Source organism: Kosakonia oryziphila (assembly GCF_900094795.1).
Classification (GTDB): Bacteria; Pseudomonadota; Gammaproteobacteria; order Enterobacterales; family Enterobacteriaceae; genus Kosakonia; species Kosakonia oryziphila.
The window spans coordinates 1-19202 of record NZ_FMBC01000021.1; the positions used below are offsets into that span (position 1 = coordinate 1).

The following is a 19202-nucleotide window of genomic DNA, read 5'->3' on the forward strand; positions in this document are numbered from 1 at the left end:
GAAGTGGGAAAATCTGTCGGCTTACTTCCGCTATCCGGCAAATATCCGTAAGGTTATTTACACCACAAATGTCATCGAATCGGTGCATCGCCAGTTCAGAAAGCTGACGAAAACCAAAGGGGCCTTCCCTAACGAAAACAGTCTGCTGAAGCTGCTTTATCTGGGGCTGATGAACGCACAGGAAAAATGGACAATGCCCATTCAGAGCTGGAATTTGACATTGTCTCAGTTAGCCATTTATTTTGACGGACGTCTGAATAGCGTGATGACGTTGTAGAGTTTTTAACGTGACACAGAATTCTGAACGCTCTCGTGTTGTCAGTCATACAACCAGCGACCCGCTTTGGCCGATTCAATAATCATTGCTACCGTTAGTGGTTTTATTTCTATCTCTGGTTTTTTCTGCCAGAACGGGTACTCATATTCAATATAGTTACGGGTATCCATGTCGCTGTAATCAATATTGAAATGAGTGAACACGTCCAGGAGCATATCTTCCGCATCTTCCGGAACAAGCCGAAAATCATCGTTAAGCGTCCAGTCTTTGGTAATTTGCTTGTATCCGGGCTTAAACCAGTGCGATCTGATGGGGTAGCGTTCCATCAGATAATCAATTACTTCTTTTTCGAAATCGCGATCGGCCATTAGAAATACGTCCATTGAATGCGGTCCTGAGGTCTGGCTATGAGATTGTATTGTGTTCGTGTTTTGCTCATCACCTGCTGGACAGCCACTAAGGCCATCGCGTACCCAACGTAAGGAATATACCTACCAACAAAGGTAGCAACCTTATTCGATGGAACCATTTTAAGAGAACGGAGTTTCCCCACGGGTGCCAGTGGCCGCCAGCCGAATGGGAAACGGGCATCTCTTAAAATCTTCCTGCTGACGATTGAGGCAATGCTGGTTCCCGGTGTATTTTGCCTCGCCGCCAGCTTCCCCGAAACCGGTATGTATGGCTGGCCGATAAGAACCATTGCAGCAGATGCAACATCTAAACCAAAACTGTCCGCAAAATTCTCAAGGAATATAAGGTTAAACAACTCACCAGCGGATACATTAGTATGTCCGTGATAAAAGTAAGTTCCATTAAGCTCTTCAACTGTATCCACCAGTATTTATCCCTTGTCAAACCTGAGTCTGAAAATACTGACCGATAATGAATGCCTGGTCCAGTCATGACGAGGACAATTCGGAATGTTACGCACCAGCTACCAGCAATAAGACCTTCCTTCAGGCGTCCCCTGAACGGGCCAGGAAAATTAACCTGGCGCGTTCAGGATCATATTTCCGTTCGTGAAAATATACTCGTAATACTTCCCATTCTGCTGGCTGTGCCAGCGCCAGCGGATACCGATCTGCCTGCCATAAAAGGCCGTATAATCATACCATCCGTATTTGATATACATCTCTGTGCCGGTACTGCTGGATGATAACTGGCTTATCCAGTCGCGCGGCGGTGGACAGTAGTTGGACGGGTTAACCGCAACGGTTACCCCATTCATCCGGGTATTGGTCACCACGCCATCTTTAAGCTCTACCTTAGTCCACATCTCATCCGATGTACCCGTGGACCAGACGCCAAAGGGCAGCACCTCCTGCGTATCGATGGCAATGATATCCAGCGCTGACCAGTCCACATCCGTATTACTGGAGGCGAGGTTTATTTTCAGGGGAATAACCAGTTTGTTTATTTTCCAGGCGTTCTGTGTGGCGCTTTCGGATGTTCGCGAAAGGGTCAGCGCCGGAATGGTGGCGCCGGTCATGTCATAATCAGTGGTTGGATCCGCATAAACGATATCGTGAAAAAATGCCCTGCTTACCCCCATACCGTTACAGAGAGGGCATTCGGGATTCGGATCAAGGGTGGCATCAAACCCGTAGCCTCCGTCATCACGCGGAGCGGCTTTTTTCTTTTCCTTTGCCTCTGCACCGGCTTCCTCAAACTCAATGCGCGGAAGATGGATTCTTTTTCGTAGCAGTGTTTTTCGGCGGCTGTCATGTTTTCACCAACCCCTCTTTCTTCCAGATGGCAAGCGTGCGCATTACGCCTTCAGCGTGCATGAGTCGCAACTCGTCGCGGCTGTATTCGGTTTTTACGCGCCCGTCGATGACATCATGGCAGCAGCTACAGGCGATCGCCGCCTGTGTATCATCCGGCTTAATTCCCGTGCCGCAGGTTCCCGCCAGGCAGTAATGTGCCAGCACGCTTGTTTCGGGATTACCGCTACAGATACCGGGGATACGAACCTGACATTCACGGCCGTGCGCCGCTTTGCGTAAATCAGCCAAGGCGACCTCCCCACGGGCGACCGCGTTTACCGTTTTGTTGTTCGGGAAGCCTGGCGCTGACAGTCCAGGTGATGAAATCGGGATTCAGGCTGCGCTGAACTTCAACGCCGCGGCACCGGTATTGTTCCACCAGTTCGTCGGCCTGTTGAGTGGTGCATTCGGTGTGCTGGAACCAGCTCTTTCTGGTCATCATCACGCGAAGCTCATCAGTTGAGATGCAGCGTTTTCTGCTTCTTGCTGCGAGCTAAATGAACTGGACAATATCCAGCACCAGAGGACATCCAGCGCGGCTTTGTAGAGCTGCTGGAATTCTGTTTCATCCATATTGCCAAAGGCGATGCTGCGGGGGTGTTTCCGGAGGGTGCCGTCTGGTAGCTCGATGGCGTCATAATGCCCTGCTTCTACAGTCACCCACGCGCGGTACGCATCGAAGGATTTGCAGAGGCTGATCCCGTTGGTGATGCGGCGATTTGCGACCTGCGCCAGATACTGCTCAGCAGCATCCAACAGTGCGGACTCGTTGCCGCCGAACGATGCGAGGAAGGCGGATGATCCACGCCAGCAGCTTGCTTACCTTGCGGTTAAGCGCTGGGCGCGACTCTTCTGCCCGGATGTGATCCCTGGCGTATACACACCGGATGAGCTTGAAGATCGTCAGGAAAGAATCATCAACCCAGACCCGGCACCACGCGTAAGCGTCCAGGAGATTACTGAGAGCGAGCAACAAAATCAGACGGCGATCGATAACACTAATGGACAGGAAACCAAAGCAGAGGCATTCCGCGCGCGCATTGATGCCGCTGAAACACTGGAGGCTGCGACTGCTGTCGGTAATCAGATTAACGAGGCGAAAAAAGCCAGAAAGCACCGCGGATGATTCATATTCAGGATCTCGCCGATTACATAGAGAAACAAAGGGCGGCAGGAAGAGAACTTTTTAAACAAATGAACAGCTAGTGACATGCCGGGCTTAGCCCGGCTTTTTCGTATTGTTTGATATTATTCTTTTATATTTTATCACAGCCCGGCACCCCATAAGCACCCCATGCAAGCATAAGGAAATGATAAATATATAATAAACCCCGACATTGTGTCGGGGATTTCCTTCAGTGCGTTATTTTTTCAGTTCAGCAAGTGAGAGCCACGTCTGCACCACGGTGTCCGGATTCAGCGACAGACTGTCGATCCCCTCCTCCATCAGCCAGGCGGCGAAATCTTCGTGATCTGACGGCCCCTGACCGCAGATACCGACATATTTGCCGTGTTTTTTCGCTGCGCGGATAGCCATCGACAGCAGGGCTTTCACCGCCTCATTGCGTTCATCGAACAGTTCGGAAACCACGCCGGAGTCGCGATCGAGACCCAACGTAAGCTGCGTCATATCGTTGGAACCAATCGAGAAACCATCAAAGTGCTCAAGGAACTGCTCCGCCAGCAATGCATTGGACGGGATTTCGCACATCATAATGATCTTCAACCCGTTCTCACCGCGTTTCAACCCCTGGCGCGCAAGTTCATCAACCACGGCTTTCGCCTGCTCCACAGTACGAACGAACGGGATCATGATCTCAACGTTTGTCAGCCCCATCTCGTTGCGCACGCGTTTTACCGCCTCGCATTCGAGCGCAAAGCAGTCGCGGAAACTGTCAGCCACATAACGACCCGCGCCACGGAAACCGAGCATCGGGTTCTCTTCTTCCGGCTCATAACGCTCGCCGCCGACCAGGTTGGCGTATTCGTTCGATTTAAAATCCGATAAACGCACAATCACGCGTTTCGGCCAGAACGCCGCGCCCAGCGTGGAAATCCCTTCCGTAAGACGACCGACGTAAAACTCAACTGGCGAGTCAAAGCCTTTCATCATCTCGCGAATTTCACTTTGCAGTTTCGCTTCCTGATCATCAAACTCCAGCAACGCGCGCGGGTGGACGCCAATCATGCGGTTAATGATAAATTCGAGGCGCGCCAGCCCGACGCCTTCGTTCGGCAAACAGGCGAAATCAAAGGCGCGATCCGGGTTCCCGACGTTCATCATAATCTTCAGCGGCAGATCCGGCATGGTATCGACGCTGGAGCTTTTCACACTGAAATCGAGCAGATCGGCATACACATAACCAGTGTCGCCTTCAGCACAGGAGACAGTCACTTTTTCGCCGGTCTTGATACGTTCAGTGGCATCACCGCAACCGACTACTGCGGGGATCCCCAATTCACGGGCAATAATCGCCGCATGGCAGGTTCGACCGCCACGGTTGGTGACAATCGCCGCCGCCTTCTTCATGATCGGTTCCCAGTCGGGGTCAGTCATATCGGTGACCAGCACATCGCCCGCTTCAATCAGGTTCATTTCGCTGATGTCATGGATCACTTTGACCGTACCGGCACCGATACGATGACCGATTGCACGACCTTCAGAGATGATTCGCCCTTGCGCATGCAGCGTGTAGCGTTCCATCACCTGCCCGCGGGAGCGTACCGTTTCCGGACGCGCCTGCACGATGAATAACTTGCCAGTATGGCCGTCTTTCGCCCATTCAATATCCATTGGACGACCATAGTGTTTTTCAATTTGCACCGCCTGTTTAGCCAGCGCCTGCACATCGGCATCGCTTAGCGAGAAGCGATCGCGATCGGCCTGCGGCACATCTTCAATCTGTACCTGTTTGCCGTGTTCCTGCGTTGGCGCATAAATCATGCGGATTTTTTTCGAACCCATAGTGCGGCGTACAATCGCCGGACGGCCAGCCGCCAACGTCGGTTTATGCACGTAAAACTCATCCGGGTTGACCGCGCCCTGCACCACCATCTCACCCAGCCCCCACGCAGAGGTGATAAATACCACCTGGTCGAAGCCAGATTCGGTGTCAATGGAGAACATCACCCCGGAAGCGCCGATGTCCGAACGCACCATACGCTGTACGCCCGCAGAAAGCGCCACGCCTCGGTGGTCATAACCCTGATGCACGCGGTAAGAGATAGCACGGTCGTTAAACAGCGAGGCAAAGACATGTTTAACTGCTACCAGCACGGCGTCATAGCCCTGAACATTGAGGAATGTTTCTTGCTGACCGGCGAAAGAGGCATCCGGCATATCTTCCGCCGTAGCTGAGGAGCGTACGGCAAACGAGGCCTGCGCGTCATCTTCCGACAATTTTGCATACGCATCTTGAACCGCTTTTTCCAGCGCCGGCTGGAAAGGCGTGTCGACAATCCACTGGCGGATCTGTGCGCCAGCTTTCGCCAGCTCAGAGACATCGTCAATATCCGTGTTATCCAGCAGCGCATAAATACGTTGATTTAAGCCGCTCTGTTCAAGGAACTGGTTAAACGCATCGGCGGTGGTCGCGAACCCATTCGGCACGGAAACACCCACGCCTGACAGGTTAGTAATCATTTCACCAAGGGAGGCATTTTTGCCCCCAACTCTGTCTACATCATTCATGCCGAGTTGGTCATACCAAAGCACCAGCGGAGACGAGCCATTGTTGGACATCGAAACAATCCTTTTGTGATATATGAATGGGTAAAATCTCAGACTGCGTGTTAATCCTGGCATAATTAATTCACCGGAAAAAACGGTGAATCGTGTAAGCAATTTCAGATTATGGTTTTTCGGACAGATTCGCACCAATAAATCACGCGGTGGGAATATTTCTTTTTAGAATAACCTCATTTTTTATGTGACATTAAAAAAGTGAACCATGCAGTTCATAAAAAATAAAAATAGCATTTCATTTTAAAATGAGAAAAAGGAGATACGCACAGTGAGGATTTTAATTTATGCTTTCACGGAATTACGTATGAAAGTCAGGATGAGTTAAATGGACAGTTCTGTTGATCGCCATGTGTTTTATATTTCTGATGGAACCGCTATCACCGCTGAAGTATTGGGCCATGCGGTGATGTCACAATTTCCGGTCACCATCAGCAGCATTACCTTGCCTTTCGTGGAAAACGAGAGCCGCGCCCGCGCCGTCAAAGATCAGATTGATGCTATCTATCAGCAAACGGGTAGCCGTCCATTAGTTTTTTATTCTATTGTGATACCCGAAATTCGCTCCATTATTTTGCAAAGCGAAGGATTTTGTCAGGACATTGTTCAGGCGCTGGTTGCCCCATTACAGCAGGAATTAAAGCTCGATCCGACCCCCATTGCACATCGCACGCACGGGCTTAATCCGGGTAATTTAACTAAATATGATGCGCGTATTGCCGCAATTGATTACACACTGGCACATGATGACGGTATTTCGTTGCGCAATCTCGATCAGGCTCAGGTCATTTTACTGGGCGTATCGCGCTGTGGAAAAACCCCAACCAGCCTCTATCTGGCGATGCAATTTGGTATTCGCGCCGCGAATTATCCTTTTATTGCCGATGATATGGATAACCTGGTGCTTCCGGCCGCGTTAAAACCATTGCAACATAAATTATTTGGTCTGACCATTAATCCGGAGCGTCTTGCTGCGATTCGTGAAGAGCGGCGGGAGAACAGTCGGTACGCTTCTTTGCGACAGTGCCGCATGGAAGTGGCGGAAGTGGAAGCGCTTTACCGCAAAAATCAGATTCCCTGTCTGAACAGTACCAACTACTCAGTTGAAGAGATTGCAACCAAAATGCTCGACATTATGGGGCTGAACCGCCGCATGTATTAGTGGCTCACGGACAGGTGCTGCGTATGTCCCCAAAAGCCAGCGGCATGAAGACAGAAAGCGGTATTTGCGGACATATCAAACTAAGTGACATATCGAGGGAAATGTCACTTAGAGTCTATCCCATTAGGCTCTTATACGTATTTTAACAATGCGAGATCATTAGTAATTTAATGGGTTGCCATTAGATAAATAACAGAAGCGGAGAGAGGCAAAGGAACCCTACGCCAACTACTCACCGCCTGCTCATGTCCAATTGAAAAATAAAGGATACCTGACTCAACAGACGCTCTCCCTGTAGAAGACAAATCACAGCAAAGCTGTGCTCAAAATAGACTCATTTACAGAGTGTCATTTGCGCCCTTGTACTAATAAGCTAGTACAATGATTCATAACGCGCTATGATAGCTACCACTGAAGTAATGTGCCTCACGGCCATACTTGAAATAAGCCGCGATTGGTTTATGGTGTGCGCATCACTTCCGGTATTCCTGCCGCTGAAGCACCTAATTTTGAGACGTTTGATGAACAAGACCGATGAGCTTCGCACTGCGCGCATCGACAGCCTGGTGACACCGGCTGAACTGGCGCAGCGTTATCCCGTTAAACCTGAGGTCGCCGAACATGTTGTTGCATCCCGGCGGCGAATAGAAAAAATCCTCAATGGCGAAGATCGCCGCTTACTGGTGATTATTGGCCCCTGCTCTATCCACGATCTTGATGCGGCGGTAGATTACGCACAGTGCTTGCAGACGCTGCGTGAGAAACATCACGCCCAGCTCGAGATCGTGATGCGCACCTATTTTGAAAAACCGCGCACAGTTGTTGGCTGGAAGGGACTGATCTCCGATCCTGACCTGAATGGCAGCTATCGTGTTAATCATGGTCTCGAACTGGCGCGCAAACTGTTGCTTCAGGTCAACGAACTGGGCGTGCCGACGGCGACTGAATTTCTCGACATGGTGACAGGGCAATTTATAGCCGATCTGATTAGCTGGGGCGCGATTGGTGCGCGCACGACGGAAAGCCAGATCCACCGTGAAATGGCATCGGCGCTCTCCTGCCCGGTCGGTTTTAAAAACGGCACCGATGGCAATACCCGCATCGCGGTGGATGCGATCCGCGCTTCCCGCGCCAGCCATATGTTCCTCTCACCGGATAAATCCGGGCAGATGACCATCTATCAAACCAGCGGTAATCCTTACGGGCATATCATTATGCGTGGCGGTAAAACGCCAAACTATTACGCCGAAGATATCGTCAATGCCTGCGATACGCTGAGCGAATTTGATCTGCCGGAATACCTGGTGGTGGATTTCAGTCACGGCAACTGCCAGAAGCAACATCGACGTCAACTTGATGTCTGTGACAATGTTTGTTCGCAGATCCGTAACGGTTCGACCGCCATCGCTGGTGTGATGGTAGAAAGCTTCCTGCAGGAAGGCACGCAGAAAATTGTCAGCGGCCAGCCGCTGGTTTACGGGCAATCCATTACCGATCCTTGCCTGGGTTGGGACGACAGTAAATTCCTGCTGGAAAAACTGGCGGCCGCCGTCGCCACTCGCCTTTGATCGCATCCCGCCGCCAGCCGGCGGGCTCCTCATAAACCTGTTCAACTTGAACAACTGACTTCCAGTCGCTTTCCCCAGTCCGGTGGGCGGCTGACATAATCATCGTCACGATCGCGGAACGGCTGGCGCAGCGCTTCATGTAGCTGTGTCAGTTCAGTGGCGTCGCCTTTCTCAGCCGCATCAATCGCCCGCTGTGCCAACCAGTTGCGCAACACCAGTGCCGGATTCACGCCGGACATCTGCTGTTGCCGCTGTGCATCATCAACCTGCTCCTGTTGCAGACGCATCCGGTACAGCGCAAACCAACTGTCAAATGCCGCGCGATCGATAAATTCATCGCGCAGCGGCGAAGAGGCGCTCTGCTGCTCCGTCTGGCTAAGCAGGCGGAAGGTACGCGTATAATCACTCCCTTCCCGCGCCATCAGTGAAAACAGTTCCGTCAGAAGCTGGTTATCGCCCTGCTGCTGCGTGAGGAAACCAAGCTTACCGCGCATCAGCATGCCATATTCTGTCAGCAGCTGATGTTGATAATCATCCAGCGCACTGTTCAGCGCCTCAATATCAATAAATGGCGACAGCGACTGTGCCAGCCGTTGCAGGTTCCACAAAGCCACTGCGGGTTGATTATCGAAGCTATAACGCCCCTGGTAATCCGAATGATTGCAGACAAATGACGGCTGATAATCGTCGAGGAAGCCAAAGGGACCGTAATCAATGGTCAGTCCGAGGATCGACATGTTGTCGGTATTCATCACGCCGTGCGCAAAACCGACCGCCTGCCAGCGGGCAATCAGCATAGCAGTACGCCGGACAATATCGTAGAACCACAGCACGTACTTATCGGATTCAGTCTGCAAATGCGGCCAGTGGTGGCGGATGGCAAAGTCGGCCAGTTGGCGTACTTTCTGCGGTTCGCGACGATAATAAAAATGCTCAAAATGCCCGAAACGAAGATGGCTTTCAGCGATGCGCATCAGCATGGCACCCTGTTCGCGGCTTTCTCGCATGACCGGCGTATCGCTGGTAACAATGCTCAGTGCACGGGTCGTCGGAATGCCAAGGTAGTGCATCGCCTCTGATGCCAGACTTTCACGGATGGTCGAACGCAAAACTGCACGTCCGTCGCCCATACGTGAATAAGGCGTCAACCCCGCGCCTTTCAGATGCCAGTCGCGGGTAGTGCCATCCGGCAATTGTTGTTCACCGAGCAGGATCCCGCGCCCATCGCCCAGTTGCCCGGCCCAGACACCAAACTGATGCCCGCTGTAGACTTGCGCCAGCGGCGACATGCCGGGCAGCAATGCTTCGCCGCCCCAGACACCGGCACCCGATTCGGGATGAAAAAGCGCATTCTCCACACCCAGCTCCTGCGCCAGTGGCGCGTTATGCCAGATCAGACGGGCATTGTGTAGTGGTGTCGAAGATAATGCTGTGTAAAATTCTGGCAGTTCATCACGCCAGCGGGTAGTAAAAGACAGGGTCATGATTCCTCCTGTCTTTAGTGTAGTGCCAACAATCAGGTTTAAACACCGGCGAAAAGCAGGGCTATGAGTGAATAAGAGATGTGATCTGTGCAGCGGTGACCGGTGGCCATAATGCCCCTTGCATTGCGCTGAAGTGAAAAGGTTCCGCCCGCTTCAGGGCAGATTCGTCATCAATACCCGCGATCATCATCGACTGACAATAGGGGCTTATCTGTGAAACGATCGCGCGCATAAAAGGTTCAAACGACGGAGAAGCTAATCGATGCTGAACAAAATTTTTATCTAACGTGACCCGTTTAAATAGCCCGTCAAAAATGGCTTTAGTCGATGACGTTCCCACACCAAAATTTGCCAGTACCAGCGGATATTGTTTCGCCAGTAGAGACAGAGAAGGATCCTCTTCTCCTTTATTGAAGTTGGGGAAATTCTCATTTACGGTAAATTCCAGAAAGGGAAATTTAGCCACGCTGGCAGCCAGTTCCTCGTTGGTAAGTAAGGCTCCAGCAATAACCGGAGAAATATTAATCCAGACGATTAATTGATGTTGTAATAAAAAAAGCTGGCAGGCCTCTATCAGCGCCAGTTGCTCCCTAAAGAGTTGCAGGGTTTCATCGAGTTTCAGGCGCGGGGAAACTAGCTCTGACGGGGCACGGACGTTACTGTCTATCCCCACAAAGTTAACGATAACTTCCAGCCCCTGAAGCGTTCCGTTACTCTTCCTCGCTGGCTGTAATAAAAGCTCCGGGCGATATGTATCATCAAGCAGAATCATCATCGTGCCAGTCCCGCGTTGTGGGTGATATCAGGCATGGCTAAACACAAGTAGATGAATTCCAGGCGTAATGCTTTTAGTGAGGCTAACTTCATTTTTATCCCATTCTATATTTGGCTTCTCCTTGATTAGGATTGGGCAGCTCACTAATAGTCTTTTCGCCAGATTCAACGTCCACTTATGGTATTTAATATTATAAAAGATAATTAGTGGAAATATCCTGGTTTAACGAATTTTTACCGCGCCTGGCCGACTCTTAAATACGCCGCGCCTGCCAAAAATTTTTCCGCCAATAGACGTTATCCAGTGAAGAACGCATCACGCCGCGACTGGTGGAAGCATGAATAAATTCATTGTCAGTATCATAAATTCCAACATGCAGCCCACTTTCACCAGAGCCAGTTTTGAAGAACACCAGATCGCCAGGCAATAAATCATCTTTGTCGATTTTTGTGCCGATCTCAGCCTGCAGACGCGTTTCACGCGGTAGCTGAAGCGCAAATTTATCGCGAAAAGTCATCATCACAAACCCGGAGCAATCAACACCTGAACGCGTCATACCGCCGTAGCGATACGGTGTACCTCGCCACTCGCTCAGTTGATCGTTCAGGTCCGCAATCACCGTGATCGAATCCGACAACCTTGGGTTAGGTGGCGGAGCACGATGAGAACTACATCCTGCAAGCAACAGTGCCGCCACCAGAAGAAACCAGATACGCATTCTGGATCTCGCCTCGTACTTTATTTTTATCGTAACAATTTACCGTGTGAATCAGTTGTGTGGCAAGTCACCTTTTCGTCACGTCGCTGGGATCAGCACACGATGCCCGTCCACGTCGAAACGGCGAAAAGCCATCCCGTACGCTTCCGCCAGATGAGCAGGCGTCAACACCTCCTCTTGTTTGCCACTACCCAGTAGTCGCCCGGCGCTCAGTAACCACACCTGTTGCGCATGGCGCAGCGTATGGTTGAGATCATGGCTACTCATCACGACGGTCACTCCACCGCTTACCAGCTCTGCTATAAGCTTGTCCAGCGCAGCCTGCTGCGCCACATCAAGGCTATTCATTGGCTCATCCAGCAACAGCAACTGCCCTGAGGGATTCACCTCCGGGTGGATCTGTAAAATCACTGCGGCCAGCCTCACCCGCTGCCATTCACCGCCAGAAAGTTGATTGACCCTACGGCTAAGCTTGTCACCCAGCCCAAGCTTAGTGGCAATTTGCCCCAGACAGCGGGTTTGCGCAGTATCGCGCTGATGCAACAGCAAATAGTGCCAGACGGGCATGGCAAAGGGCGGGGTCTGCTGCTGGGCAAGGTAAGCGCGATGTTGTGCCAGCGCCAGGGAAGGCCATTGTTCCAGCGAGCGGTTATTCAATAACACCTCGCCCTGTCCGCCAGATAAACCAGCAAGCCGGGCAAGTAGAGTACTTTTCCCGGCGCCATTTGGTCCGACCAGATGCAAAATCTCCGCCCGATCAACCGATGCTGTAATCGGCCCCAGTCTGCCCGACTCTCCCACATCTTGCAGTTGCAACAGCGCAGACATTATTTCACCAGAGCCTGTTTAACCGCCTGTTGCAACGCCGGATCTTCCGGGGACATATCCGGCGAGAAACGCTGGATCACGAGACCGTCGCGGCCAATGAGGAATTTTTCGAAATTCCATAGAATATCGCCCGGCTCTTTCGGCGCACGACCTTTACTCTCCATACGCGCATAGAAACCACTACCTTCTGGTACAACAGCGGACGGCGCGGCGGCGATCAATTTTTTATACAGCGGATGACGCTCGTCACCATTCACTTCAATTTTGCTGAACATCGGGAATGTCACACCATAAGTCGTGCTGCAAAAAGTTTTAATCTCCTCTTCCGAACCCGGCTCCTGGCCGAGGAACTGGTTGCAGGGGAATCCCAGAACCGTGAAACCCTCATCACTGAGCGTTTTTTGCAGGTTTTCCAGTTGTTCATACTGCGGCGTCAGGCCGCATTTAGATGCCACATTGACGATCAGCAACACCTTACCGCGGTAAGCTTCCAGTGTTGTCTGTTCGCCATCAATGGTCGTGACTTCAGTATTCAGAATATCCTGTTGCATAGCGTACCCTTCGTTGATGTTATAAATTTCAGGCTTCGCGCCCGACCTTTAATAATAACCAGATAAACACTGGCGCACCCAGCGTCGCCGTAACAACGCCGATGGGTAACTCAGCGGCGCTGAGCGTCAGTCGGGCAACAATATCGGCGAACAATAACGCCACCGCACCCGCCAGCGCGCAAGCAGGAAGCAACACCCGGTGATCGGTCAGCCCGCAGAGACGTAAAATATGCGGGATCACCAGGCCAATAAAACCAATAGCTCCCGCCAGAGCAACGCTGACGCCTACCATCCAGCCCGTCGCTACCACCAGCAAATTTCGCCACAGCCACAGTGGCAACCCTAACTGTCGCGCGGATATCTCACCCAGTGCCAAAACGTTCAGCGGTTTTGATTGAAAACAGACCCAGATCATAGCCGGTAACAACGCCACCATCAGCCAGCTTTGTTGCCAGTCTACCCCGCCAAAACCGCCCATCATCCAGTACATAAGCTGGCGTAAATCGAATGAGGTAGAAAAGTAAACCGCCCACGTCATTAACGCGGTACAGATGATGCCAAGCGCCACACCTGCAAGCAGCAGGCGACTGGTGGTGAGATGACGCCGGGCAAAGCGTAGCAGAATAAGCGTCACGATCAGCGCTCCGGCGATGGCGCACACGCCCAGCGACCAGCCAGGCAGCATACCGCCGCCCAGCAGTACCGCGGCGATCAGACCGACACCCGCGCCGCTTGAGACCCCAAGCAATCCCGGCTCCGCCAGCGGATTTTCAAAAAGCGCCTGCATCACTGCACCACAGAGCGCCAGCGCAGCACCCACCAGCACTACCGCCAGCGTACGGGGAAGACGAATTTGCCAGACAAAGAGCTGGCCATCAGGAGTAAACCAGCCGCCGGGAGCGATCCATTGCTCGCCCGCGCAGAGGCTAATAAACACAGAGAATAATAAAAGCAGCAATAATCCGCCAAGGCAGCGGCGATTTCGTTGCTGTTGAAGATGAGCGTATGCCAGCATGTTAACCGTTTTACCGTCAGTCAGGTGACTGATTTTATGATTGATGCCGGGCGCTGAAAAGGAAAAAGGCCGCAGCGCGGCCTTTTTAGTTAGTTCATGTCATTCAGCTTTGGGCGAAGCGTTTTCAACACGGCTCTTTAACTTCTGACCGGGTCTGAAGGTCACCACGCGCCGGGCTGTAATGGGAATATCTTCGCCCGTTTTCGGGTTACGCCCCGGACGTTGATTTTTGTCACGCAAATCGAAATTGCCAAAGCCGGAGAGTTTTACCTGTTCACCGTTTTCCAGAGCACGACGGATCTCTTCGAAAAACAGCTCAACCAGCTCTTTTGCGTCCCGCTTGCTAAGCCCGAGCTTATCAAACAGATATTCTGACATTTCAGCTTTTGTAAGCGCCATAGGTTCAATCCCTCAATGATGCCTGGAATCGCTCTTTTAATGCCTCTACACATCTGGCAACGGTAGCGGCAATCTCCTCTTCTTCGAGTGTACGGCTGGTATCCTGAAGGATCAGGCTAATGGCAAGGCTTTTATACCCCTCCGCTACGCCCTTACCGCAGTACACGTCAAATAAGTTTACGCCAACTACCTGATTTACGCCAACTTTCTTACACTCGGCCAAAACATCTGCTGCAGGCACATTTTCAGCCACAACAACCGCGATATCGCGACGGTTCGCCGGGAAGCGTGAAATCTCCTGAGCCTGAGGAACCACGCGGTCTGCAAGCGCATTCCACTCCAGCTCAAATACCAAAGTGCGACCGTTCAGATCAAGCTTACGCTCCAGTTCCGGATGCATAACACCAATGAAACCAATACGTTTATCTTTCAGATAAATCGCCGCAGATTGTCCCGGATGGAGCGCCGGATTTGTTTCTGCACGAAATTCAATGGCGGATAATTTGCCCGTCAGTTCCAGAACGGATTCCAGATCACCTTTCAGGTCAAAGAAATCCACGCTGCCTTTCGCCAGATCCCAATGTTCTTCATAGCGGTTGCCGCAAATGGCACCCGCCAGCATGACATCCTGACGAATACCAAGATTTGCCTGGGTATCAGGTACAAAGCGCAGACCCGTTTCAAAAATACGTACCCGGCTCTGCTGGCGGTTCTGGTTATAAACAATAGTGCTCAACAGACCAGTCCACAGCGACAGACGCATTGCCGACATTTCGCTGGAGATCGGGCTTGGAAGGATCAACGCCTCTTCGCCCGGGTGGATCAGTTGCTGCAATTTCGGATCAACGAAACTGTAGGTGATCACTTCCTGGTAACCTTTATCGTTGAGCATGGTTTTCACACGTTTCAGCGACAGATCCGCTTCACGGTGTTCTCCCATGACCAGACTGGCCTGAACCGGCGCATCCGGAATGTTGTTGTAGCCGTAAATACGCGCCACTTCTTCCACCAGATCTTCTTCGATTTCCATATCAAAACGCCAGCTCGGCGCGACCGCCAGCCACTCATCCTGGCCCTCAGTGACTTCGCAACCAAGGCGCTTAAGGATATCGCTGACCTGCTCATCGGCAATATGATGACCAATCAGGCGATCCAGCTTGCTGCGGCGCAGACGAATGGTCGCACGTTTCGGCAGAGTAGCTTCGTTCGTGACATCAATGATCGGCCCAGCTTCACCGCCGCAGATATCCAGCAACAGGCGAGTTGCACGCTCCATGGCTTTGTATTGCAATTGTGGGTCAACACCGCGCTCATAACGATGCGAAGCATCAGTGTGCAGACCATGACGTCGTGCACGACCGGTAATAGAGAGCGGATTGAAGAAAGCGCATTCCAGCAGCACATTCTGAGTTTCGCTGTTCACGCCAGAGTGTTCGCCGCCAAAGATGCCGCCCATCGCCAGCGCTTTGTTATGGTCGGCAATCACCAGCGTATCTGCACTCAGTTTCGCTTCGCTACCGTCCAATAACACCAGGGTTTCACCCTCTTTTGCCATGCGCACCACGATGCCGCCTTCCAGGCGATCGCGGTCAAACGCATGCATCGGCTGACCCAGTTCCAGCAAAACGTAGTTGGTCACGTCCACGACAGCATCGATTGAACGAATACCACAGCGACGCAGCTTCTCTTTCATCCACAGCGGAGTTGGCGCTTTAACATTGATACCCTTCACTACTCGCCCGAGATAGCGCGGGCAGGCATCTGCAGCTTCCACTGCGATCGGCAGCGTGTCGGTAATTGTCGCAGCAACCGGCGAGATTTCCGGTGCGGTCAGCGGAGACTGGTTCAGTACCGCCACATCGCGCGCGACACCGATGATCCCTAAGCAATCTGCACGGTTCGGCGTGACGCTGATTTCAATGGTATTATCATCAAGTTTTAGGTATTCACGGATATTGGTGCCAATCGGCGCATCTGCCGGCAGTTCGATAATGCCGCTGTGATCGTCAGAAATACCCAGCTCGGAGAAGGAGCACAGCATACCTTCCGACGGTTCACCGCGCAGTTTTGCCGCTTTGATTTTGAAATCACCAGGCAGTACCGCACCAACTGTCGCCACGGCGACTTTCAGGCCCAGACGGCAGTTCGGCGCACCACAAACGATGTCCAGCAGGCGATCGCCGCCAACATTTACTTTCGTCACACGCAGTTTGTCTGCGTTCGGGTGTTGAGCGCACTCCATTACTTCACCGACCACAACACCATCAAACGACCCGGCAACCGGTTCTACGCCGTCCACTTCCAGCCCAGCCATGGTGATTTGTTCTGACAGTGCTTCACTGTCAATGGCTGGATTGACCCATTCGCGTAACCACAGTTCACTGAATTTCATTGTCTTGCCTGCCTTTATTTAAACTGTTTGAGGAAACGCAGATCGTTTTCGAAGAATGCGCGCAAATCGGTAACGCCATAACGCAGCATGGTCAGACGCTCCATTCCCATACCAAATGCGAAGCCAGAATAAACTTCCGGATCAATTCCAACATTACGCAGTACGTTTGGATGTACCATGCCGCAGCCCAGCACTTCCAGCCATTTGCCGTTTTTGCCCATCACATCGACTTCTGCAGATGGTTCAGTGAACGGGAAGTAAGACGGGCGGAAACGAATCTGCAGATCTTCTTCAAAGAAGTTAAGCAGGAAGTCGTGCAGTGTACCTTTCAGGTTAGTAAAGCTGATGTTTTTATCTACGATCAGCCCTTCCATCTGATGGAACATTGGGGTATGCGTTTGGTCGTAATCGTTACGGTAAACGCGTCCAGGGGCGATGATGCGGATTGGCGGCTGCTGATTTTCCATGGTACGAATCTGCACACCGGAGGTCTGGGTACGTAGCAAACGCGTCGCATCGAACCAGAAAGTATCGTGATCCGCACGTGCCGGGTGATGGCCCGGAATATTCAGCGCGTCAAAGTTATGGTAATCGTCTTCGATTTCCGGGCCAGTGGCGACGGTAAAGCCCAATTTACCGAAGAAACTCTCAATACGATCGATCGTACGGGTTACCGGGTGTAATCCCCCATTCTCTACGCGACGACCCGGCAGGGAGACATCGATGGTTTCGGCAGCCAGACGTACATTCAGCGCAGCATTTTCCAGATCCGATTTACGGGCGTTCAGCGCTTGCTGGACTTGCTCTTTTGCTTCGTTGATCACTGCCCCGGCAGCCGGGCGCTCTTCTGGCGGCAGCTCACGCAGGGTGGTCATCTGAAGGGTCAGGTGCCCTTTTTTGCCCAGGTATTCGACGCGGACGTTGTCCAGAGCGGCGACATCTGAAGCATCGTTAATGGCTGCCTTCGCACTGGCAACCAGCTCTGCGAGATGTGACATGGTTTTCCTCGTTATATGACGATGTTTACAAACGGCAGATACAAAAAAAGCCTCCACAAGGGAGGCTTTCTGGCGCTGTTTTCCGTTTCTTCTTTCACGCGCTAGCCTCCCGGGTTCAGGTGCTAAAGTAAAAAAAGAAGCGGAAAATAGCAGCATTCATGCTTGCGTTACCTTAACAGGGTAAGTGTCGGTGATGGACTATTGAAAACGCATCACTGCAAAATGTCAATGTATTGATAATCTTAAAGCAAAAGAGGGAGCCAGGCTCCCTCTCTTAAACTGGCTTATGCCAGAGCTGCTTTCGCTTTTTCAACCAGTGCAGAGAATGCCACTTTGTCGAATACGGCGATGTCAGCCAGGATCTTACGGTCGATTTCAACAGAGGCTTTTTTCAGGCCATTGATGAATTTGCTGTAAGAGATACCGTTCTGACGTGCTGCTGCGTTGATACGTGCAATCCACAGTTGACGGAACTGACGCTTCTTCTGACGACGGTCACGATAAGCGTACTGACCAGCTTTGATAACAGCCTGGAAGGCAACACGGTAAACACGTGAACGCGCGCCGTAGTAACCTTTAGCTTGTTTCAAAATTTTCTTATGACGTGCACGTGCAATCACACCACGTTTTACGCGAGCCATATGCTCTCTCCTGTATCTATATTCTTAAAAAAAGTTAAAAGGTTAACGACTTATGCGTACGGCAGGCACGCGATTACCAGACCCAGATCGCCTTTAGAAACCATGGCTTTCGGGCGCAGGTGACGTTTACGCTTGGTAGCTTTTTTGGTCAGAATATGACGCAGGTTAGCGTGCTTGTGCTTAAAACCACCTTTACCGGTTTTTTTGAAGCGCTTAGCAGCACCGCGTACGGTCTTAATTTTTGGCATTTTTTAACTTCCACTTCGCATTGTTAATAAACGAAACAAAGGCGAATTAAACCCGTGAGTCTGTGGCCCACAGGTTTAATTACTTGATGGCCTTACTGTTTCTTCTTCGGAGCAAGCACCATAATCATCTGGCGGCCTTCGATCTTCGTTGGGAAGGATTCGACAACTGCCAGTTCATTCAGATCGTCTTTCACGCGATTAAGCACTTCCATACCGATCTGTTGGTGGGCCATTTCACGACCACGGAAACGCAGTGTGATCTTGGCCTTATCGCCCTCTTCGAGAAAGCGAATCAGGCTGCGGAGTTTTACCTGATAGTCGCCTTCATCTGTACCAGGTCGGAATTTGATTTCCTTAACCTGAATAACTTTTTGCTTCTTCTTCTGTTCCTTAGAAGATTTGCTCTTTTCATAGAGGAACTTGCCGTAATCCATTATACGGCAAACGGGCGGCTCGGCGTTAGGGCTAATTTCAACTAAATCACCCCCGGCTTCTTCAGCTTTTTCCAGAGCTTCTCTCAGACTCACAATACCAAGCTGCTCGCCTTCCAGACCTGTTAAGCGAACTTCCATGGCGCGAATTTCGCCGTTGATACGATTGGGACGCGCCGTTTGAACTCGTTTTCCGCCTTTAATACT

The 19202-nt window shown here is 51.5% G+C and carries 23 protein-coding genes, 3 pseudogenes and 1 other annotated feature; of the genes and pseudogenes, 5 read left to right on the plus strand and 21 right to left on the minus strand.

Going from position 1 to position 19202, the window contains the following annotated elements:
• Positions 1 to 277, plus strand: a 277-nt coding sequence (locus tag GA0061070_RS11495; RefSeq protein WP_139109754.1) for a transposase, incomplete at its 5' end; no start/stop codon positions are given.
• A gap of 41 nt (positions 278 to 318) precedes the next feature.
• Here the strand turns inward: GA0061070_RS11495 and GA0061070_RS11500 are convergent.
• The 7 genes and pseudogenes from GA0061070_RS11500 to GA0061070_RS11525 all read right to left on the minus strand — a co-directional run.
• Positions 319 to 660: a DUF1493 family protein gene (locus GA0061070_RS11500; RefSeq protein ID WP_090136263.1), complete on the minus strand. Its 342-nt coding sequence runs from the start codon at positions 658 to 660 to the stop codon at positions 319 to 321.
• On the minus strand, positions 645 to 1112 hold the full coding sequence (locus tag GA0061070_RS11505; protein ID WP_090136265.1) for an STM2901 family protein: 468 nt from the start codon (positions 1110 to 1112) through the stop codon (positions 645 to 647). Before GA0061070_RS11505 ends, GA0061070_RS11500 begins: the two co-directional genes overlap by 16 nt.
• A gap of 150 nt (positions 1113 to 1262) precedes the next feature.
• Positions 1263 to 1766: a hypothetical protein gene (locus tag GA0061070_RS24760; RefSeq protein WP_139109755.1), complete on the minus strand. Its 504-nt coding sequence runs from the start codon at positions 1764 to 1766 to the stop codon at positions 1263 to 1265.
• Positions 1767 to 1799: 33 nt separating this feature from the next.
• A pseudogene (locus GA0061070_RS25520) lies at positions 1800 to 1952 on the minus strand (terminase small subunit); the annotation flags it as partial.
• Positions 1953 to 1998: 46 nt separating this feature from the next.
• On the minus strand, positions 1999 to 2292 hold the full coding sequence (locus tag GA0061070_RS11515; RefSeq protein ID WP_090136266.1) for a DUF1364 domain-containing protein: 294 nt from the start codon (positions 2290 to 2292) through the stop codon (positions 1999 to 2001).
• Positions 2285 to 2485, minus strand: a complete 201-nt coding sequence (locus tag GA0061070_RS11520; RefSeq protein WP_090136268.1) for a hypothetical protein — start codon at positions 2483 to 2485, stop codon at positions 2285 to 2287. The genes GA0061070_RS11515 and GA0061070_RS11520 overlap by 8 nt, the downstream gene beginning before the upstream one ends.
• A pseudogene (locus GA0061070_RS11525) lies at positions 2485 to 2847 on the minus strand (DUF1367 family protein); the annotation flags it as partial. The gene GA0061070_RS11520 and the pseudogene GA0061070_RS11525, both read right to left, overlap by 1 nt.
• Between GA0061070_RS11525 and GA0061070_RS11530 the strand changes: the two are divergent.
• Positions 2822 to 3169 (plus strand): annotated as a pseudogene (locus GA0061070_RS11530) (recombinase RecT); the annotation flags it as partial. The pseudogenes GA0061070_RS11525 and GA0061070_RS11530 sit on opposite strands and share 26 nt — an antisense overlap.
• On the plus strand, positions 3166 to 3249 hold the full coding sequence (locus GA0061070_RS11535; RefSeq protein WP_244153107.1) for a pyocin activator PrtN family protein: 84 nt from the start codon (positions 3166 to 3168) through the stop codon (positions 3247 to 3249). The pseudogene GA0061070_RS11530 and the gene GA0061070_RS11535, both read left to right, overlap by 4 nt.
• Before the next feature lie 157 nt (positions 3250 to 3406).
• Here the strand turns inward: GA0061070_RS11535 and ppsA are convergent, their stop codons facing one another.
• Positions 3407 to 5785: a phosphoenolpyruvate synthase gene (gene ppsA, locus GA0061070_RS11540; RefSeq protein ID WP_090136270.1), complete on the minus strand. Its 2379-nt coding sequence runs from the start codon at positions 5783 to 5785 to the stop codon at positions 3407 to 3409.
• Positions 5786 to 6113: 328 nt separating this feature from the next.
• On the opposite strand from ppsA, the gene ppsR reads away from it, so the two are divergent.
• Positions 6114 to 6947, plus strand: a complete 834-nt coding sequence (ppsR, locus tag GA0061070_RS11545) for a posphoenolpyruvate synthetase regulatory kinase/phosphorylase PpsR (protein ID WP_090136272.1) — start codon at positions 6114 to 6116, stop codon at positions 6945 to 6947.
• A 521-nt stretch (positions 6948 to 7468) separates the two neighbouring features.
• Entirely contained in the window at positions 7469 to 8515 is a 1047-nt protein-coding gene (aroH, locus tag GA0061070_RS11550) for a 3-deoxy-7-phosphoheptulonate synthase AroH (protein ID WP_090136274.1), read from the plus strand.
• 41 nt (positions 8516 to 8556) lie between these two features.
• Here the strand turns inward: aroH and selO are convergent, their stop codons facing one another.
• From selO to infC, 13 genes are all read right to left on the minus strand, one after another.
• Positions 8557 to 9999 (minus strand): protein adenylyltransferase SelO, encoded by a 1443-nt coding sequence (gene selO / locus GA0061070_RS11555; protein ID WP_090136276.1) that lies wholly within the window; start codon positions 9997 to 9999, stop codon positions 8557 to 8559.
• A gap of 61 nt (positions 10000 to 10060) precedes the next feature.
• A complete protein-coding gene (locus GA0061070_RS11560; RefSeq protein ID WP_090136278.1) occupies positions 10061 to 10774 on the minus strand; it encodes an EAL domain-containing protein in 714 nt (237 codons plus the stop codon).
• A gap of 253 nt (positions 10775 to 11027) precedes the next feature.
• Complete coding sequence (locus GA0061070_RS11565; protein WP_090136280.1) at positions 11028 to 11492, minus strand: C40 family peptidase; 465 nt, start codon at positions 11490 to 11492, stop codon at positions 11028 to 11030.
• Between the two features lie 78 nt (positions 11493 to 11570).
• Positions 11571 to 12320, minus strand: a complete 750-nt coding sequence (gene btuD, locus GA0061070_RS11570; RefSeq protein ID WP_090136282.1) for a vitamin B12 ABC transporter ATP-binding protein BtuD — start codon at positions 12318 to 12320, stop codon at positions 11571 to 11573.
• A complete protein-coding gene (locus GA0061070_RS11575; RefSeq protein WP_090136284.1) occupies positions 12320 to 12871 on the minus strand; it encodes a glutathione peroxidase in 552 nt (183 codons plus the stop codon). Before GA0061070_RS11575 ends, btuD begins: the two co-directional genes overlap by 1 nt.
• A 28-nt stretch (positions 12872 to 12899) precedes the next feature.
• On the minus strand, positions 12900 to 13886 hold the full coding sequence (btuC, locus tag GA0061070_RS11580) for a vitamin B12 ABC transporter permease BtuC (RefSeq protein WP_090136287.1): 987 nt from the start codon (positions 13884 to 13886) through the stop codon (positions 12900 to 12902).
• 99 nt (positions 13887 to 13985) lie between these two features.
• Positions 13986 to 14285, minus strand: coding sequence for an integration host factor subunit alpha (ihfA, locus tag GA0061070_RS11585; protein WP_006820203.1), 300 nt, complete (start codon positions 14283 to 14285; stop codon positions 13986 to 13988).
• A 4-nt stretch (positions 14286 to 14289) separates the two neighbouring features.
• Positions 14290 to 16677: a phenylalanine--tRNA ligase subunit beta gene (gene pheT, locus GA0061070_RS11590; protein ID WP_090136289.1), complete on the minus strand. Its 2388-nt coding sequence runs from the start codon at positions 16675 to 16677 to the stop codon at positions 14290 to 14292.
• Between the two features lie 14 nt (positions 16678 to 16691).
• On the minus strand, positions 16692 to 17675 hold the full coding sequence (gene pheS, locus GA0061070_RS11595) for a phenylalanine--tRNA ligase subunit alpha (RefSeq protein WP_090136291.1): 984 nt from the start codon (positions 17673 to 17675) through the stop codon (positions 16692 to 16694).
• 40 nt (positions 17676 to 17715) lie between these two features.
• Positions 17716 to 17840: a sequence feature (Phe leader region), on the minus strand.
• A complete protein-coding gene (gene pheM / locus GA0061070_RS25165; RefSeq protein ID WP_001386830.1) occupies positions 17791 to 17835 on the minus strand; it encodes a pheST operon leader peptide PheM in 45 nt (14 codons plus the stop codon). (Overlaps the previous feature by 45 nt.)
• A gap of 119 nt (positions 17841 to 17959) precedes the next feature.
• Positions 17960 to 18316: a 50S ribosomal protein L20 gene (gene rplT / locus GA0061070_RS11600; RefSeq protein WP_007374646.1), complete on the minus strand. Its 357-nt coding sequence runs from the start codon at positions 18314 to 18316 to the stop codon at positions 17960 to 17962.
• A 50-nt stretch (positions 18317 to 18366) separates the two neighbouring features.
• Positions 18367 to 18564, minus strand: coding sequence for a 50S ribosomal protein L35 (gene rpmI, locus GA0061070_RS11605; RefSeq protein WP_001124225.1), 198 nt, complete (start codon positions 18562 to 18564; stop codon positions 18367 to 18369).
• Between the two features lie 92 nt (positions 18565 to 18656).
• On the minus strand, positions 18657 to 19199 hold the full coding sequence (gene infC, locus GA0061070_RS11610; protein ID WP_090136293.1) for a translation initiation factor IF-3: 543 nt from the start codon (positions 19197 to 19199) through the stop codon (positions 18657 to 18659).
• Between the last annotated feature and the right edge of the window lie 3 nt (positions 19200 to 19202).

Coding starts and splice junctions, on each gene's coding strand:
- pheS (WP_090136291.1), bottom strand. CDS start 17,675: ATGTCACATCTCGCAGAGCTGGTTGCCAGTGCGAAGGCAGCCATTAAC.
- ppsR (WP_090136272.1), top strand. CDS start 6,114: ATGGACAGTTCTGTTGATCGCCATGTGTTTTATATTTCTGATGGAACC.
- pheT (WP_090136289.1), bottom strand. CDS start 16,677: ATGAAATTCAGTGAACTGTGGTTACGCGAATGGGTCAATCCAGCCATT.
- GA0061070_RS11520 (WP_090136268.1), bottom strand. CDS start 2,485: ATGATGACCAGAAAGAGCTGGTTCCAGCACACCGAATGCACCACTCAA.
- selO (WP_090136276.1), bottom strand. CDS start 9,999: ATGACCCTGTCTTTTACTACCCGCTGGCGTGATGAACTGCCAGAATTT.
- btuC (WP_090136287.1), bottom strand. CDS start 13,886: ATGCTGGCATACGCTCATCTTCAACAGCAACGAAATCGCCGCTGCCTT.
- GA0061070_RS11500 (WP_090136263.1), bottom strand. CDS start 660: ATGGACGTATTTCTAATGGCCGATCGCGATTTCGAAAAAGAAGTAATT.
- rplT (WP_007374646.1), bottom strand. CDS start 18,316: ATGGCTCGCGTAAAACGTGGTGTGATTGCACGTGCACGTCATAAGAAA.
- GA0061070_RS24760 (WP_139109755.1), bottom strand. CDS start 1,766: ATGACCGGCGCCACCATTCCGGCGCTGACCCTTTCGCGAACATCCGAA.
- GA0061070_RS11560 (WP_090136278.1), bottom strand. CDS start 10,774: ATGATGATTCTGCTTGATGATACATATCGCCCGGAGCTTTTATTACAG.
- rpmI (WP_001124225.1), bottom strand. CDS start 18,564: ATGCCAAAAATTAAGACCGTACGCGGTGCTGCTAAGCGCTTCAAAAAA.
- GA0061070_RS11565 (WP_090136280.1), bottom strand. CDS start 11,492: ATGCGTATCTGGTTTCTTCTGGTGGCGGCACTGTTGCTTGCAGGATGT.
- aroH (WP_090136274.1), top strand. CDS start 7,469: ATGAACAAGACCGATGAGCTTCGCACTGCGCGCATCGACAGCCTGGTG.
- btuD (WP_090136282.1), bottom strand. CDS start 12,320: ATGTCTGCGCTGTTGCAACTGCAAGATGTGGGAGAGTCGGGCAGACTG.
- GA0061070_RS11575 (WP_090136284.1), bottom strand. CDS start 12,871: ATGCAACAGGATATTCTGAATACTGAAGTCACGACCATTGATGGCGAA.
- ppsA (WP_090136270.1), bottom strand. CDS start 5,785: ATGTCCAACAATGGCTCGTCTCCGCTGGTGCTTTGGTATGACCAACTC.
- GA0061070_RS11535 (WP_244153107.1), top strand. CDS start 3,166: ATGATTCATATTCAGGATCTCGCCGATTACATAGAGAAACAAAGGGCG.
- ihfA (WP_006820203.1), bottom strand. CDS start 14,285: ATGGCGCTTACAAAAGCTGAAATGTCAGAATATCTGTTTGATAAGCTC.